Origin of the sequence: Clostridium celatum (assembly GCF_021412605.1) — a bacterium.
In the GTDB taxonomy this organism is placed as follows: domain Bacteria; phylum Bacillota; class Clostridia; order Clostridiales; family Clostridiaceae; genus Clostridium; species Clostridium celatum.
In genome coordinates this window covers 37,046-52,661 of sequence record NZ_JAJKGM010000024.1, presented here as the reverse complement: position 1 = coordinate 52,661, position 15,616 = coordinate 37,046, and the positions used below count along the sequence as shown (strand labels likewise).

The following is a 15,616-nucleotide window of genomic DNA, read 5'->3' as shown; positions in this document are numbered from 1 at the left end:
TAGTGGTTCCCACTACCAAGCCCACAACGGACTTTCACCGTCAAGTTGTTGCCCATGCTGGGCACACACAAAAAAGAAATTAAGCAATATTTATTGCCTAATTTCTTTTCTTGATAGCTTCAACTATATCAATATCTGCTGGAATCCACTTTTGATTATCTAATTCAGCTATAGTAACCCATTTTGCATCATTATGAACCTTTAAATTTAATGTTCCTCCACATATTTCACAAGTATAACAATGCATCGTTAAATAAAATGTTTTATAATCATACTCTACTGTTGTTAAGTATTCCAAATTGTTAATGTCTAATTCTAACTCTTCCTTTATCTCTCTTATTAAAGCCTCTTCTTTAGATTCACCTATTTCTATCTTTCCACCAGGGAATTCCCACATATCAATAAATTCACCATAATTTCTTTTACTTATAAATATCTTTTCATCCTTTTTTATTACAGCTGCAACTACTTCTATTTTTTTCATTTGTTTCTCCTTAAAAGTCACTCTTTTCAATATCATTATTATACTAATAATACTTTAATACGATATATTTTACTCCTATTTAGGGAATTATTTATTAATATTATACACCCTTTTAATTATACTTTCATTCCTCTGATTTCTTGATAAAGATATGCTGCATAGGAATCTGTCATACCACAAATAAAATCAGTAACCAATAATAACCTTGAATACTCTTCACTACACTCTTTTTGATCTATATTATTCTCACAAACAAATCTATAATTTTTAGAAATTAAAGAATATAACTTTCCATCATACCCTTTATACGGTTTAACATTTTTATTTAAAGTAGCTGGAATAAATATATCTAATAAACTATGAATTATGTTATATCCTACAATTTCATTAGCAACTATTTTTTCATTTGTATAAACATACTCTTTAGATATATTTCTTAAAAACATAGAAATGTTTTTAGCTTTTGAATTTCCTATTAAATCTCCTTGATAATTTCCATTCATAATATCATCATAAGAAGCAAGAAACTCTTCTACAACTGAATCTTTTAAATATCTATTTAACTTGATTATAAATGATTTTAATGCATATTCGCCTGGATCTTCATACCCATATTCTTCTTTTGCTATATCATAGTTTTTTGATAAATAATATGAAAGACTTTCTTCTAATGTTTTCTCTTCATATCCTTCCGCTTTAATAAACTCCTCATATTTTGCTTTAAAAATATCATGTGATATTATCTTTTTATTAAATGAATCTTCTAAATCTCCTAAAAGGTAAGCTATATCATCAGCCGCTTCTAAAATATACACTAAAGGATTTCTACTACCCCATATATTAGTTTCATCTGCTATTTCTTTAAAAACTGAACTTTCTGATTTATAATAACCTATCTTATTTAACTTACTATTTTCTAATTCTAAAGATGAAATTGGATATTTTATAACGGAACTTAATACTCCTGTTGTTAAATTCATACCATATCTATCTATAACAAAATGAAGCTTTGTTAAAATTCTTAACCCCTGTGCATTACCTTCAAAATTCAATAAATCTAATGCTTCTTGATTATCTAAATTAAATTTATATTTATCATAGCTAAAAGTATAAGTATTATCATCATTTTTAAACAACTTTTCTTCAAACCACTCTCTAATAGCAACTTCTCCAAAATGTCCAAAAGGAGGATTCCCTAAATCATGTATAAGCCCTGCACATGCTAAGATATTACTCATATCTTCTACCATTGCAGCATTAACTTTGTCATCTGATTTAGCTGTAATTTCAATTAATTTATATCCAATACTTATAGCAAGAGACTTTGCAATAGAAGATACCTCTAAAGAATGTGTAAGCCTTGTTCTAACAAAATCCAATTTCTCTAAGGGAAATACTTGAGCCTTATCTTGAAGTCTTCTAAATGATGCACTAAATAAAATTCTATCATAATCATTTTCAAATTCATCTCTACAGTCTAATGCTTTTTTAGTACTTTTATAATCCCTAATACGGTTTTTATTTAATATTTGTTTCCATGTAAATCTAGCCATAACTAAACTTTCCTTTAACTATATATTTTTCTATATAGTTAATTTCGACTATATTTAATATTTTTATTCTCAAACTTTAATTTTCCTTATTCTAAACATAAATAAACTTAAACTAAATAATATTAAAGATATAGCTATCATATAAAAAATATATTGATATATAGAGCTTAAGCTACCATATATCTGTAAATTTTCTATACATATATATACCCATCTCTGTGGCATTAGATTTCCTATCTTTTGCATATAATTAGGCATAACTTCAAAATCCCAAAACACTCCTGATAACATACAAGTTGGTATAACAATTAATATATTAACTGTAATAGCAACATATCTACTTCTAGTAAAGCTAACGATACACAAGTTTAAAGATATAGCTACTAAATTAAGTAACAACATAACTACTAAAAAATTATTAGTATTACTCATATTAAAATTCAAATTTAATAATTTGCAAAGTCCATAATATATAATACTACTTATAGAAGATAGTAAATAAAATACTATAATCAAAGCTATATAATATTTATATTGTTTTATACCACTAATAAAAACTCTTTCTTTAGTATTATTCTCCTCATCTTCAATTAAAAAATTAACTATAGCAACACCACTTATTAATATCATCATTATAACTATTCCTATAGAATTTTCTATTGATGGTCTACCATCATTAGCTTCATTCAAATTATATTTAATTAAATTTTCTTTATAGGCTTCATTTTTTTCTTTAAATTTTCCTATATCTTTATCACTTATTTTAGCTATCAAATTTAAATTGTTTACTTTCGATTTTATAATTGATATTAAAGTTTCTTTAACATCACTATTTGAAATTGATTTAATGGTAATTTTATCCTCTTTTAAGTTTAGAATATTATAACTAAAATTATCTTCTATTATAACTGCTATTTGTATTTGGTGAGATGCAAGTAACATTTCATAATTATCCTTACTTATATCTACCACATCTACATCTTCTATATTATTTATAGTTTCTATTATCTCATTTGATATATAATTATTATCTTTATCAACTATTCCTACTTTATAAGTTATATCATTTCCAAAGGCAAAACTAAAAAATATTAGAACAATTGCAGGAGCTAATATCCCCATAACAATAAAACTTTTTTTCTTTAGTAATAACTTTATGGTATTTAATATTATCTCAAGCAATATTATCACCTGCCTTTAAGTTACTGCTAATAATAGATATTGCTAATAATATTAAAGATAATTCTAAAGATATAACTATTGATATAATTGAATAATTGGTACTAATTCCAGAACTTAAGCTTAATAATGATATGTTTGCCCAATAGGTAGGTGTCATTTGACATAATATATTAGTTATTTCATTTGCTCTTATTAATGATATTGGAACATATGCTCCACCTAAAAATCCTAAAATTATTAATAGTGTATTTATTACACTAGCTGCAGTCTTACTATCTTTAAATACCAAACTAATAGTTACTCCTAAAATTGAACTAAAGACTATTAGAGATATTAATACTATTATTATTTCTCTTATATTTTCACCCCAATTAATATGTAGAAAAAATGTGCTAACAAAATAAACTACAACTATTTGAATTATTCCTACTATTAATCCTAATGTAATTTTTGATAATATAATGCTAAAATCGCTTGCTTTAGATACCTTTAATCTCGTTAATGTATTTTCAAAGCTTTCATTATAAGCTGACACGCTAGTTATTTGTGATATATAAAGTATTATCAATACAAGCTCTGCAAAAGTATAATAAGTAAATGAGTTTATCCCTTTGCTATCTATTCCTTCTTCACTTACTATAATATTACCTTCCTCTTTTATCACATCATTTATAATGCTAGGATCTTCTTTTACTACAGTATCTATCACTGCATACCTTTCTAAATATTCATCAAAGACACTTCTAAATATTTTTTGAGCTGTACTTTCCTTTTTTTCACTTCTATAAAAATTATATTTATCTTCATATATACTAATAAAAGCTAGTCCTAAAGAGTTATTAACATTATTTTTACCTTCACTTTCATTTAATATCTCTTCAAATTCTATTTTCATATTTTTTTCACTATTTTCCTTGAAGCTCTTAAAAATCTGTAAATATCTATTTTCCTCACTTACATCATTAACTTTATAATAAACTTTTTCATTTTCAAATATATTCTTATCAACATTCATAAGACCATTTAATGAAAATCCCATTACAACTATGAGCACTACTGGAAATATAAACATTGTAGCTACATTAGATTTGTCTCTAAAAAAATGTAAAATTTCTTTCTTTATTAAACTAATTAATATCATATTTAACCTCAGTTACATCAATCTCTTAATTGCTTTCCTGTTAATGTTAAAAATACATTTTCTAATGTTGGAACTTCACTTTTTATATTTTCTATAACTCCACTATTATTAGATATTATATTTATTATATATGGAATCACATTTACCCCTTTTGAATAATAACATTTTATTTCCTTATCATTTACTTCTACTTTTTCAATACCATCTATTTTACTTATATGTTTTTTTATATTATAAATTTCTTTTCGCAGATGTATTGTACATATATTTTGCTTAATTATACTTGATTTTAAATGCTCCTTAGTTCCCCTTGCTATTATCTTTCCATTGTCCATAATTGAAATATTATTGCATAGATCATCTATTTCTTCCATATAGTGAGATGTATATATTATTGTAGCTCCTTCTTCATTTAACTTTTTCACTGATTCTAAAATATGATTTCTTGACTGTGGGTCTATACCAACAGTTGGCTCATCCATTATTATTAATTTAGGACTATGCGCTATTGCACATGCCATATTTAATCTTCTCTTCATTCCACCTGAAAATTCATTAGATTTTTTATTTTCAATATCTAAAAGTCCAACAAATTCTAATGCTTTATTTACTCTTCTTTTAAGCTCCTTTCCCCTATAGCCATATAAAGAGCAAAAAAATGATACATTTTCTCTTGCTGTAAAATCATGATATATGGCAATATCTTGTGGTAATAATCCAATATTTTTTTTATATTTATTTATATTTGTTTCTCTTTCTTCAAATATTATTTTTCCAGAAGTTATTTTTTCAAGTCCTGATATAACCTTTATTAAGGTACTTTTACCTGCTCCATTAGGACCTAATAATCCATATATTTCTCCTGTATTTATTGATAAATTTATACCTTTTATTGCCTCAAAGTCATTATACTTTTTATGCAAATTTTCAATCTGAAGGATGTACATAATATAACTCCTAAAGCTTACTATTTATTTCCCTTATACTTACTTCTTTTGCAAAACCTTTTCTAACACAATGATTTTCACATTCTTTACTTTCACAATTTAAACATGGATTAATATCATAATCCTTTAATAAATTTTTAGCTCCATAAAAATTTCCTACTGCAACTCTTCTATTTATATCTCTTATAGGCATGTTATATTTACATGATTTTTCACAAGATGGCTTCTCACAAAATTGACATTTTAACGCTAATTTAGCTAACTTATCTTCCTCTTCATTTTTTCCTATTTTTATTTGATTATATTCAAAAGGCTTTTTAACTATATTCACATAGTTTTTCATATTTTCTTTATACTCAAACTCCTCCATGCCTAACTCCCTTAGTATAAGGTTTGCAGCACTAATTCCTGAAATAGTAACAGCTGGTGTTCCAGTACCCATAACTGTTGATTCTCCACAATTAAAAAGACTATCTACTTCACTCTTGCTTTTTAATCTTTTCATCATATGCTGTCCTAGCTTTTGTTTAGGTCCTGCTACACTTCCCTTCTCCTTTAATGCATATCTATTTAAAGTAGTAGGCGTACTAATTTCTACATGGCATAAATTTTCTTTAAAACCTGGAAATCTTTTTTCTAAAACATCTAATACTCTATTTTTTTCAACTTCCTTCATTTCTCTATATTTTTCAGTACTATAATTATTTTTAAACCCCTTTGGCCATTCTTTAAAAGTAGGGCCTATTGCCATAATAGTATGATATCCTTTTTTACATAAAGTTTTATCATCTATACTTAAAATATAAACAGTTATTTCATCTTCATCTAACTTAGTTTTATCACCAATTAACATTTCAATTGGTAGTGTTCCTTTTGGAATTGCTTCTTCTTTTACAAGTGCAAATAATACTACAGATGGATATGATGGTTCTAAAGAATTTACCCAATTTTTAATATCTTCACTTACATTCTCTTTTAATAACTTATTATATAAATTCCATACAGTACCTGAATTAACAATATACTTAGCACTTATATTAGTTTCATTATCTAATTTGACTTTAATTGCTCTATTATCTTCTACTATTATTTCTTCTACCTCTGTGTTGTAGATCATATGACCATTATTTTCTTCTATTACTTTTTCTAATTTTCCAATTAAATTTAATGTTGAACCTGCTGGATAATAGCTACCACCAAAATGATTATCTACAAACATTATAGAAGATAATATTGCTGGAGTTTCTTCAACATTTGTATAACAATATGTTGATGTTAATTTGTCAAAGAAATCAAATACATTTTTATCTTTAAAATATTTTTTTAATATACTTTTAGTGTTTTTATTCATATATCCTAGAAATCGTATATACTCAATTGGGTGTTTTAAAAGTGATTTTAACCCCTTTTCTTTTTTCATTGCATCTGGTGATATAAAGGCTGGATTTTCTGCTATTATTTTAATATATTGATTTGATAAGTCTGTATAAAATCTTTTAAAATTCTCTTTTTCATTAGGAAAAACTTTTACAAGTTCTTCTATGAACATATCTATATCTTCATAAAAAACTATTCTATGTTCTCCAAAATTAATAGCATAAAGTTCATCATGCTTTATTATGTCTATGGGTTCTTCTAATGCATTAAATACAAATCTATGTGGACTAAAGCCCCTATCATTAAATCCATATATCATTGCTGCTCCCTGCTCAAAGACTACATCTTTTCTTTTAAATATTCCACAAGAACCACCTGGCTTATATTGTGCTTCTACTACACACACCTTTAAACTTCGTTTTGCTAATAAAGAAGCTGCTGTAAGACCTGATAACCCTGCCCCTATTACAATAACATCATACTCCATATAATACCCCTAATTATTTATAATATAGATTATTCTCTTATTTAAATTTATTCAGAGTATAAAAAAATATTAATTATTATTATTAACTTTGGTTAAAATTATAAAATTAAATAATATACAAAAAAGCTGATAGAATTAACTATCAGCTTTTGATTTTATCTTTGATTCATAAATTTAATTACCTAATATTTTATCTGTTAATAATTTCATATCTTCAGTGTTTATTTCATTATCTACATTTAAATCATACACTTTTAAAGATTGCCATTCTTCACTATTGTTTACATTATTTTTACCATAATGTTTTGATAAAATAGCTAAATCACCAATATTTACTTTCCCATCATTATTCAAATCATAATTAGGCTCAGTAGAAATATCTTCTTTAACCTTAGTAACTAGTATATCTTTTATTTCAATATAACTATTAGTTGCTTCTTCCCTCTTTCCCTCATGACTTATCTCTAAAGTATATGTTGCTAAGTCTAGGTCTTGCCAGTTGATTAATTGAGCATTCCAATCCCGCCCTGTTTCATAGCAATCTATAATTTCTTCCTTTTGAACTAAACCATCCTTTTTAAGTGTAAGTTTCATTATTCCATGATCACTATTTTTTACCCCATATAGCTTAATCCCTACTCCTGTAAACTCATATACTAATTTACTCCCCTTTGTTGTTGAGTAATAATTTCCTGAATTAGTTTCACTTGCAGGAACAACACGCCAGCTACCACTTTCTATTACACCATCACTTAATTGTATTGATTCTGTATAATATTTTTCCTCTAACAATTTTATAGCCTCATTTAAATTTTTAATCATTTCATTAATTTCAGGTTGTTTTGCATCATTATTTTCAGCTAATTCTTTTGCTTTCATTAAAACTGCATTTAATCTTTTTATACTCTCATCAGTGTATCTTCCTGAATCAATTGCTTTACTTGCCTGCTCAATAGCTAAAAGTAATTCTGTTTTGTCACCCTCTCCAAATCCTAAACGACTTAAATATTTCTTTAAGAACACAGTTCTCGAATCCATAACTGATTGTTTAGCATCAGTTACTCCCTTAGCATTTTCTAAAGAATAATCAAAGGCTTTTCTTAATATTTCTTCTGCATTTACGTATAATGGATCATTTTTATCTATACTACTTGCTTCTTCAATAACTTTATTTAATTCTTCTGAATCTCCCTTTTCATTAATTTCTTCCGCTAAGAAATTATAAGCATCTATACTATAATAAGATGGATTACTGCAATTTTTCATTGAAATAATAATAGAACTTGTAGAAACGGGATTAAAGTTTACTAATTTAATTGCACGATCTCCCCCGTTCCCTTGACTTTGATCTCCTAGCTTATCTCCTTCAGCTACTGTTACATACTCATCATTTACTAAAACCTTTATCTCATAAGTATCTGTCCAATTTCTATAAGATACAAACTGCTCAAATTTTAATGCACTTATAGTTTCAATATCTTCAAAAGTAAGCGTTATATCTACACTATTTGTATTATCATTAGTAGCCCAACGTGTATATTTATCTGAATCTATTGCTTTATCTGGTGAATAATTATTGTTATTATTATAATAATTATCACTATGAGCTGATTTAAAACTTATCTTTTCATTTACATACTTTTCAGAAAAAATCTCACTTACTTTTTGTTCTCCTTTGAATAATGCAGCTTTAATAATATTATCATTGTCTTTATTTAAGTTTATCGGATTTTCATATATGGTGGATGTTTTTATTGGGTCAGTACCATCAAGCGTATATCTTATAGTATAATTATTATCTTCGCTTGTAGATAAACTCAGATTTGCATCATTTATATCTACTTCACCAGAATCTTTACTAAATATAACTACATTGTTTTTCAATATAGAATTAAATTTGCTTAACATTGCCTCAGCTTTACTTTTATCCATTAGATATATATCAATATTAGAATCATTTTTTAACATCCTATTCTTTATTTCATAAATATCTATATAACTTTGATCTATTTGATTCTGAGTTAATTCATTATCCTTTGTAATCATATATACTTTTTCATCACAATCAATAACTTTTGGATATGCTGAATTAATAATATTAGCTTTTTGTATACAATCACTTAATAATTTTACATTATCATCATCTGCCCCAAGCTTTACATCTTCTGATAACATAATTAATTCTTCCTTTAAGTTAATTAAATCTTTATGAATATTATTAATTAACTCTTGTGCAATTTCTATAATTCTTTCAACATTTACATTAGAAAAATCTATTTTATATGTTGCACCCTTCTTCATAGAAAATGTTATTCTATCGTTATTATCATCTTTTTCAACATCTATTATCTTTCCATTTTCATATACTTTTGCATTCTTTATATCTTTATATTCTCCAGTAAATTCAGCTAATTTTTCATCACCATTATACTGAACAGTAAATTCTGTTGCTAATCCATTTTGCCATTTTTCAGACACTACAAAATTTCCTCTTGCTACTAAACCCTTAACCTCTCCATCACTCCATTCATCAGGAATTGTTGGAAGGAACTGAACATAACCTAATTGACTTTGAAGAAGCATCTCTGCAATACCTGATGTATATCCAAAGTTTCCTTCAATTTGAAAACCTGGACTTTGTTCATGATCTGTTCCAAATCCATGTGAATCAAATAAATTATCCATAATACCAGCATAGTTTGTTGAAAGCATTGATTGAACTACTTTATAAGTATTTTCTGAATCTAAAGTTCTTGCCCATAAATTAAGCTTATGGCCTTTAGACCACCCTGTAGCTTTAAAGCCTCTTTCTAATAAAGACACCTTTGCAGCTTCAATTTCTTCTGTATTATCTTTATTAATTAAAGTTCCTGGAAATAGTCCTACCAAATGTGAAATATGTCTATGTGACTCTCCACCATAATCTCTATTAAAAGATGGTATATTAGTTGTCACTCCATTATTTAAATATTTCCCTGCAGTTGTCTCTTGATACCATTCTTTTATCTGTCCACCTTCCCCAATAATAACAGGGTCTAATTTAGATTGCATTTCTGTCCATATTTTTATTTCATCAGAATCTTTTTCTAATATATTTGCGGCTTTTATTGCTTTCTCAAAAATTTCCCATACCAATGATTGATCATAAGTTGTTCCTACAGTCATTGGTCCCTGTTCTGCAGATGTAGATGGGGCAACTACTAATCTTTGTTCTTCAGTTGAACCTATTTTTTGAACTTTACTTTCAATTAATGAGTTAGTCCACATATTAGCAACTTCTTTTACCATAGGATAAATAGTTGACTCTAGATACTCCTTATCCTTTGTAAATTCATAATAATCAAATGCATTTTGCAATGCCCAAGTTGCCCCATTAGGATTCCATCCATAATATTCTTCACCATTAGGACATGTTTTTCCAAAGGGATTATTTGCTGTATGGATCATAAATCCATTTCCTTCTCCAATTGGAGTAGTCTCAAAGTCATCAGTTTTAGCACCTATACTCATTTCTGCTGATTTTCTGCCTGGTATAACTAAACTACTCATATAGTCTGCAAAAACTTTACCACATTCAGCTAAATTTGTAGAAAATGCTGGCCAATAATTCATTTGAACGTTTACATTAAAATGATAATCTCCTGACCATAAAGGTGAGCCAATACTCCATAAACCAGCCAAATTACTTGGTAATGAGCCTTCCCTTGAAGACGCAATAGTTAAATATCTTCCATATTGAAAAACTAAAGCCTCTAAAGCTTTGCTATATATTCCATTACGATAATTTTCAATTAACTCATCTGTTGGAACATTAGGTGCAATTTCATTTAAATCTAATGATACTCTATCAAAAAGCTCTTTATAATCACTTACATGGTTTTCTAATAATGTATTGTAACCTTTTTTAGCTGCATCATTAATTACCTTATTTACCCTATTAGTTACTTCTTCACTTGTTTCCCCTGTACGATATCCAGGATATATATTTTTATAGTCAGTTCCTGTAGAAAAAATTAATACTACCTCATCAGCATTTCTTACTTTAATAGTACTATTTCCATTTGGTTCTACAGTACTTTCTTTACCATCTACAATTACCTTTAATGAAGCACTATATTTCATTTTATTTCCATTTAATGTTCCTATTAACTTAATAGTAGTATTGTTATCATCAATAGAGGTAGTTGCATCATTTGAACTTAATGCTGAAGATTTCTTAAGTTCAACATCAAAATCTAATTTTCCATCTCCATCTTTAGATAATCTTGTTACTAACACATTGTCAGGATAACTTACAAAGTGCTCTCTTAAATAAGTCGTTTCATTATAATCATATATTACCTCTGAAATAGCATTTTTTATATCCAAACTTCTTTCATAATTATCAACATTTTTTGAATTACTCCCCATTTCGCTAAAATCAAGATATATATCACCAAAATCCTGCCACGAACCTAAATTAGGCCGATTGGAAAATAATGTACTAGATACTCCTGTATTTCCTGTTGGTACTAAAGGGTCATTTGAATCAAACTTACTTATAAGATTGTTATATCCCTCTTCATTAAATTCAAACAATCTATTTCCACCTTGATATTGTGTACCATCATTCATCGTTCCATCTGGATTATCTGGCCCCCCTGTCCACAATGTTTTATCATTAAAGTGGATTCTTTCCTTTTCCACTCCTCCAAAAACACTACTTCCCAAATTTCCATTTCCTAAAGGTAATAACTTACTTTCTAACATTCTATTATCCCCTGAAATTGGTGCCGGTTCATCATACCATAAAGTTAAATCCTTATCAGTATTACCTTTACCTTCTTGAATGTTCTCTTTTGTTACTGTCGCAAATACTGACATTTCAAATATCATACAAGAACACAGCATCGCACAGCATATTGTCTTTAATATCTTTTTATTCTTTCCCCTTAACATTTAACTCTCCCCCTAAAATAGCTATATTTTTTACTAATATCCTCCTTAATTTATTATTTTCTAAAATAATAAAAAATCTAAATTTTTAATTATTTTAGATTAAGCACTTCCCCTTTTATAATAATAGTTGCAAGTATTATACATATATTAACATAACTTTCTTTTATTGTAAATGTTTGCATTAGTCGTGTATTCATTATCTTACTGTGAAAAACTTTAATGATTTTACAATAAAAAAAGATTACAGAAAAAACCAAAAGGTGTGGCTCCTCTTGAATATAGGCGCCACACCTTAGTATCATAATTTTCTTATACCTTATATTATAATACTTTTATTTGCTTTATTAATCATACTTGCTGGAATCTCTTCTTGAAGTTTCCATACAAAACTAATTGGCTTATTACCACTATGACTTCTATATTCACATGTACCAAGATAAGTGAATGGAGATGTAAGTCCATCTCTAGCTTTATGCTTCCTAACAAAAAGAGCTATTTTATTGCCATTCTTTAAATGATTAATATATCTTTGTCCTGTTGCACTTTGTATTGAAGTTTTACTTTGAGTTTGCCAATGAAATAACCTTTCATTTATTGCATAATCTTCATATAATGTTGATGGTGAAAAATCTTTATCACTTTTATTTAAAGTAATAAAGAATATGTCTGTTTTCTTATCTTCAAAATACTTAACACCTTCCCTAAAAGCTGGTTTCTTTTCTTCATTATAATAACCAAAAGCAGACATAATAACATCTGTTGAGTAATCACAATGTAAGTCTAAAGGACAATCATATCCTAAATCTACCTTTTTATCTATAAAGTCAAGATGCTTATAATTATAATCTAATATATCACAAACCTCATTCATCATAACCTTATTATTAAGAAGTTTATTAATTCCTTCTTTTAATGATTTTAAACCTATCTTTTGCGGTGCATCATTATAGAAAATATAATACATCATATTTAACATTAAGCCTTCTTCATTACTAAAGTGGACATTAGAAATATCATCATAACTTCTTATTAAACTAACTACAAATTCTATAAATCTTCTTGAATTAATAAAAAATAAATTACATAGCTTCTTTGTAATTATATCTTCATTTTCATCATTAAAATCAGTTCTTTGCTCTGCCATTACACACATTTTAGCAAAGCTTCTATCTTTACTTTTTCCATAAAAGTCTACTAAAGATAAATTATGATAATTCAAGAAGTTTTCTAAAGTTAATTCAAGTTCTGTATCACCTTTAAAAGTTCTAAGCTTATTTAATAAATTACTCTTTGTGTTTGCTGCAGATTTTATATTTCTTAAAATATATTCTTTAGCTTCTTTTTCTAATTGAATATAACATCCCTTTGGTAAACTTAAAAATCCATTTTCAATACAATTCTTTACTGAATTGTTAGTTTTACCTATTAATGCTCTAAACTTTTCTTCAAAGTTATAATTTACATGAGCTTGCCCTACATAATCAAGAACTGTTAAACATTCTTTTCCTTCGCTAAGTCTTAATCCCATTCCGAGTTGTTGCAGAAATACTGTTAAACTTTCAGTAGGTCTTAAGAATAAAATAGTATTGACCTCTGGAATATCCATCCCTTCATTATATATATCCACAACAAAAATAAACTTTAATTCTCCATTAACTAACTTTTCCTTTGCACTATTTCTATCGTCCTTTTTACTTTCATCAGTTAATGCTAAAGATTCAATTCCAGCTTCATTAAACCTTTGTGCCATAAATTTAGCATGTTCTTTACTTACACAAAACCCTAAACCTACTACTTCATTTATATCTGTAATATACTTATTTAAACTTGTTAATATATTATTTACTCTTATATCATTTCCTGTATAAACTTTATCTAATTCACTTATATTATAGCCCTTTCTTTGCCACTTAAGCTTTGATAAATCTACCGAATCAGATACTGCAAAATATTGAAATGGACTTAATAGTTTTCTATCAATAGCTTCTGGTAATCTTATCTCCCCCGATATTCTATCTTCAAAATATTTAAATATATCTTTATTATCATTTCTTTCAGGAGTTGCAGTTAACCCAAGTAATACCTTTGGTTTATAATAACTTAATAATCTTTGATATGATGGCGCTGCCGCATGATGAAATTCATCTACAATAATAAAATCATAATAATTCTCTGATGTTATTTCACATAAATCCCTACTATTTAAACTTTGAATAGATACAAATAAATACTCTAAGCTTTCAGGAGTTCTTCCTCCTACCATCAATTCACCAAAATTATTATTTTTTAATATTGCCCTAAAAGTATCTCTTGCTTGTTTTAATATTTCTTCACGATTAACTACAAACAATATCCTATTAGCCTTGCCCCTATTTTCTTTACAAAAATCTTTATAATCAAAAGCAGAAATTACTGTTTTACCAACACCTGTTGCTGCAATTACTAAGTTTTTATTTTTATTAAATATTTTTCTTTCAACTTTAAGCTTTTCTAATATTTCTTTTTGATAAGCATATGGTCTTATATCAAAGCTGAAATTTAATTCATTATCACTATCTTTTTGCTCTTTTCTTAAAGATACTTGTAATCTTTTTTTATCTTCTTCTGTTCCATTATAAGAAACAAACTCTAAATCATTCCAGTAGCTTTCAAATGTAGCTTCAAACTTCTTTATAATATCAAAAGAATCTTGCTCCGTAATCTTTAAATTCCATTCTAATCCTGAAGTTAATGCAACATTAGAAAGATTTGATGAACCTATGTATGCAGTTGTAAAGCCCGTATCTCTTTTAAACATATAAGCCTTTGCATGAAGTCTTGTTCTTTCTGTGTCATAAGAAATCTTTATTTCTGTATTAGGTAACTTACTTAATTCTTCAACAGCTTTAATATCTGTAGCTCCCATATATGAAGTTGTAATTATTCTAAGTTTTTTGTTATTACTTTGCGTTGCTTCTCTTAAACTTTCAATAATACATCTAATTCCACTCCATTTTACAAAAGAAACTAATAAATCTATAGAATCACATGATAATATTTCTTTATTAAGCTCCCCTAACATATTCGGCTCTTGCCCTGAACCTGTGAATAATGAACTTTGCGATAATGGAGTTACTGGCCTTATTGCCTGTTTTTTAGTTAGTGCTCTTTTATTATTTACCTTAGAATATAAAGCATTTAACATTTCTCCATTTTTATCTATTTCATATTTTTTAATATCCTCTTCATTTGACACTTCACTTAATATGTTAATTATGTTATTACAAGCTTCTATTTGTTTTATAAGTTTTTCACTATCTTCTTTTTCTTTATCTCTTATATAGTTTAGTGATTTTCTTATCACTCTTGATATATATTGTGAAAGAATTACTTTTGCCTCTTCTTTATCTATTTTATCTTTATCTATAATAAAATTTTCTTGTTCTAATTTGTTTAGTTGTTCTAGTATTTCTTTGTTTATTACTTGCTCATATATTCCCTCTTTCAATATTACTCCCCCATTATAAT

General features: G+C 27.1%; 8 protein-coding genes and 1 pseudogene. 1 reads left to right on the top strand and 8 read right to left on the bottom strand.

The window, feature by feature from the left end; genetic code table 11:
• Positions 1-97: 97 nt before the first annotated feature.
• The 7 genes from LPC13_RS10900 to LPC13_RS10870 form a co-directional block, all read right to left on the bottom strand.
• Complete coding sequence (locus LPC13_RS10900) at positions 98-484, bottom strand: (deoxy)nucleoside triphosphate pyrophosphohydrolase (RefSeq protein WP_040418349.1); 387 nt, start codon at positions 482-484, stop codon at positions 98-100.
• 116 nt (positions 485-600) lie between these two features.
• Complete coding sequence (locus tag LPC13_RS10895; protein ID WP_005209802.1) at positions 601-2,037, bottom strand: deoxyguanosinetriphosphate triphosphohydrolase; 1,437 nt, start codon at positions 2,035-2,037, stop codon at positions 601-603.
• Positions 2,038-2,106: 69 nt separating this feature from the next.
• On the bottom strand, positions 2,107-3,228 hold the full coding sequence (locus LPC13_RS10890) for an ABC transporter permease (RefSeq protein WP_316319565.1): 1,122 nt from the start codon (positions 3,226-3,228) through the stop codon (positions 2,107-2,109).
• Entirely contained in the window at positions 3,212-4,360 is a 1,149-nt protein-coding gene (locus tag LPC13_RS10885) for an ABC transporter permease (protein WP_005209798.1), read from the bottom strand. Before LPC13_RS10885 ends, LPC13_RS10890 begins: the two co-directional genes overlap by 17 nt.
• Before the next feature lie 17 nt (positions 4,361-4,377).
• Positions 4,378-5,307, bottom strand: coding sequence for an ABC transporter ATP-binding protein (locus LPC13_RS10880; protein WP_005209790.1), 930 nt, complete (start codon positions 5,305-5,307; stop codon positions 4,378-4,380).
• A 10-nt stretch (positions 5,308-5,317) separates the two neighbouring features.
• Positions 5,318-7,171: an FAD-dependent oxidoreductase gene (locus tag LPC13_RS10875; protein WP_005209788.1), complete on the bottom strand. Its 1,854-nt coding sequence runs from the start codon at positions 7,169-7,171 to the stop codon at positions 5,318-5,320.
• A gap of 174 nt (positions 7,172-7,345) precedes the next feature.
• Positions 7,346-12,109, bottom strand: coding sequence for a glycosyl hydrolase family 95 catalytic domain-containing protein (locus tag LPC13_RS10870; protein ID WP_051040631.1), 4,764 nt, complete (start codon positions 12,107-12,109; stop codon positions 7,346-7,348).
• Between the two features lie 232 nt (positions 12,110-12,341).
• Between LPC13_RS10870 and LPC13_RS17180 the strand changes: the two are divergent.
• Positions 12,342-12,413 (top strand): annotated as a pseudogene (locus tag LPC13_RS17180) (hypothetical protein); the annotation flags it as partial.
• A gap of 12 nt (positions 12,414-12,425) precedes the next feature.
• Here the strand turns inward: LPC13_RS17180 and LPC13_RS10865 are convergent.
• Positions 12,426-15,596, bottom strand: a complete 3,171-nt coding sequence (locus LPC13_RS10865) for a DEAD/DEAH box helicase (protein WP_234088804.1) — start codon at positions 15,594-15,596, stop codon at positions 12,426-12,428.
• Positions 15,597-15,616: the final 20 nt, after the last annotated feature.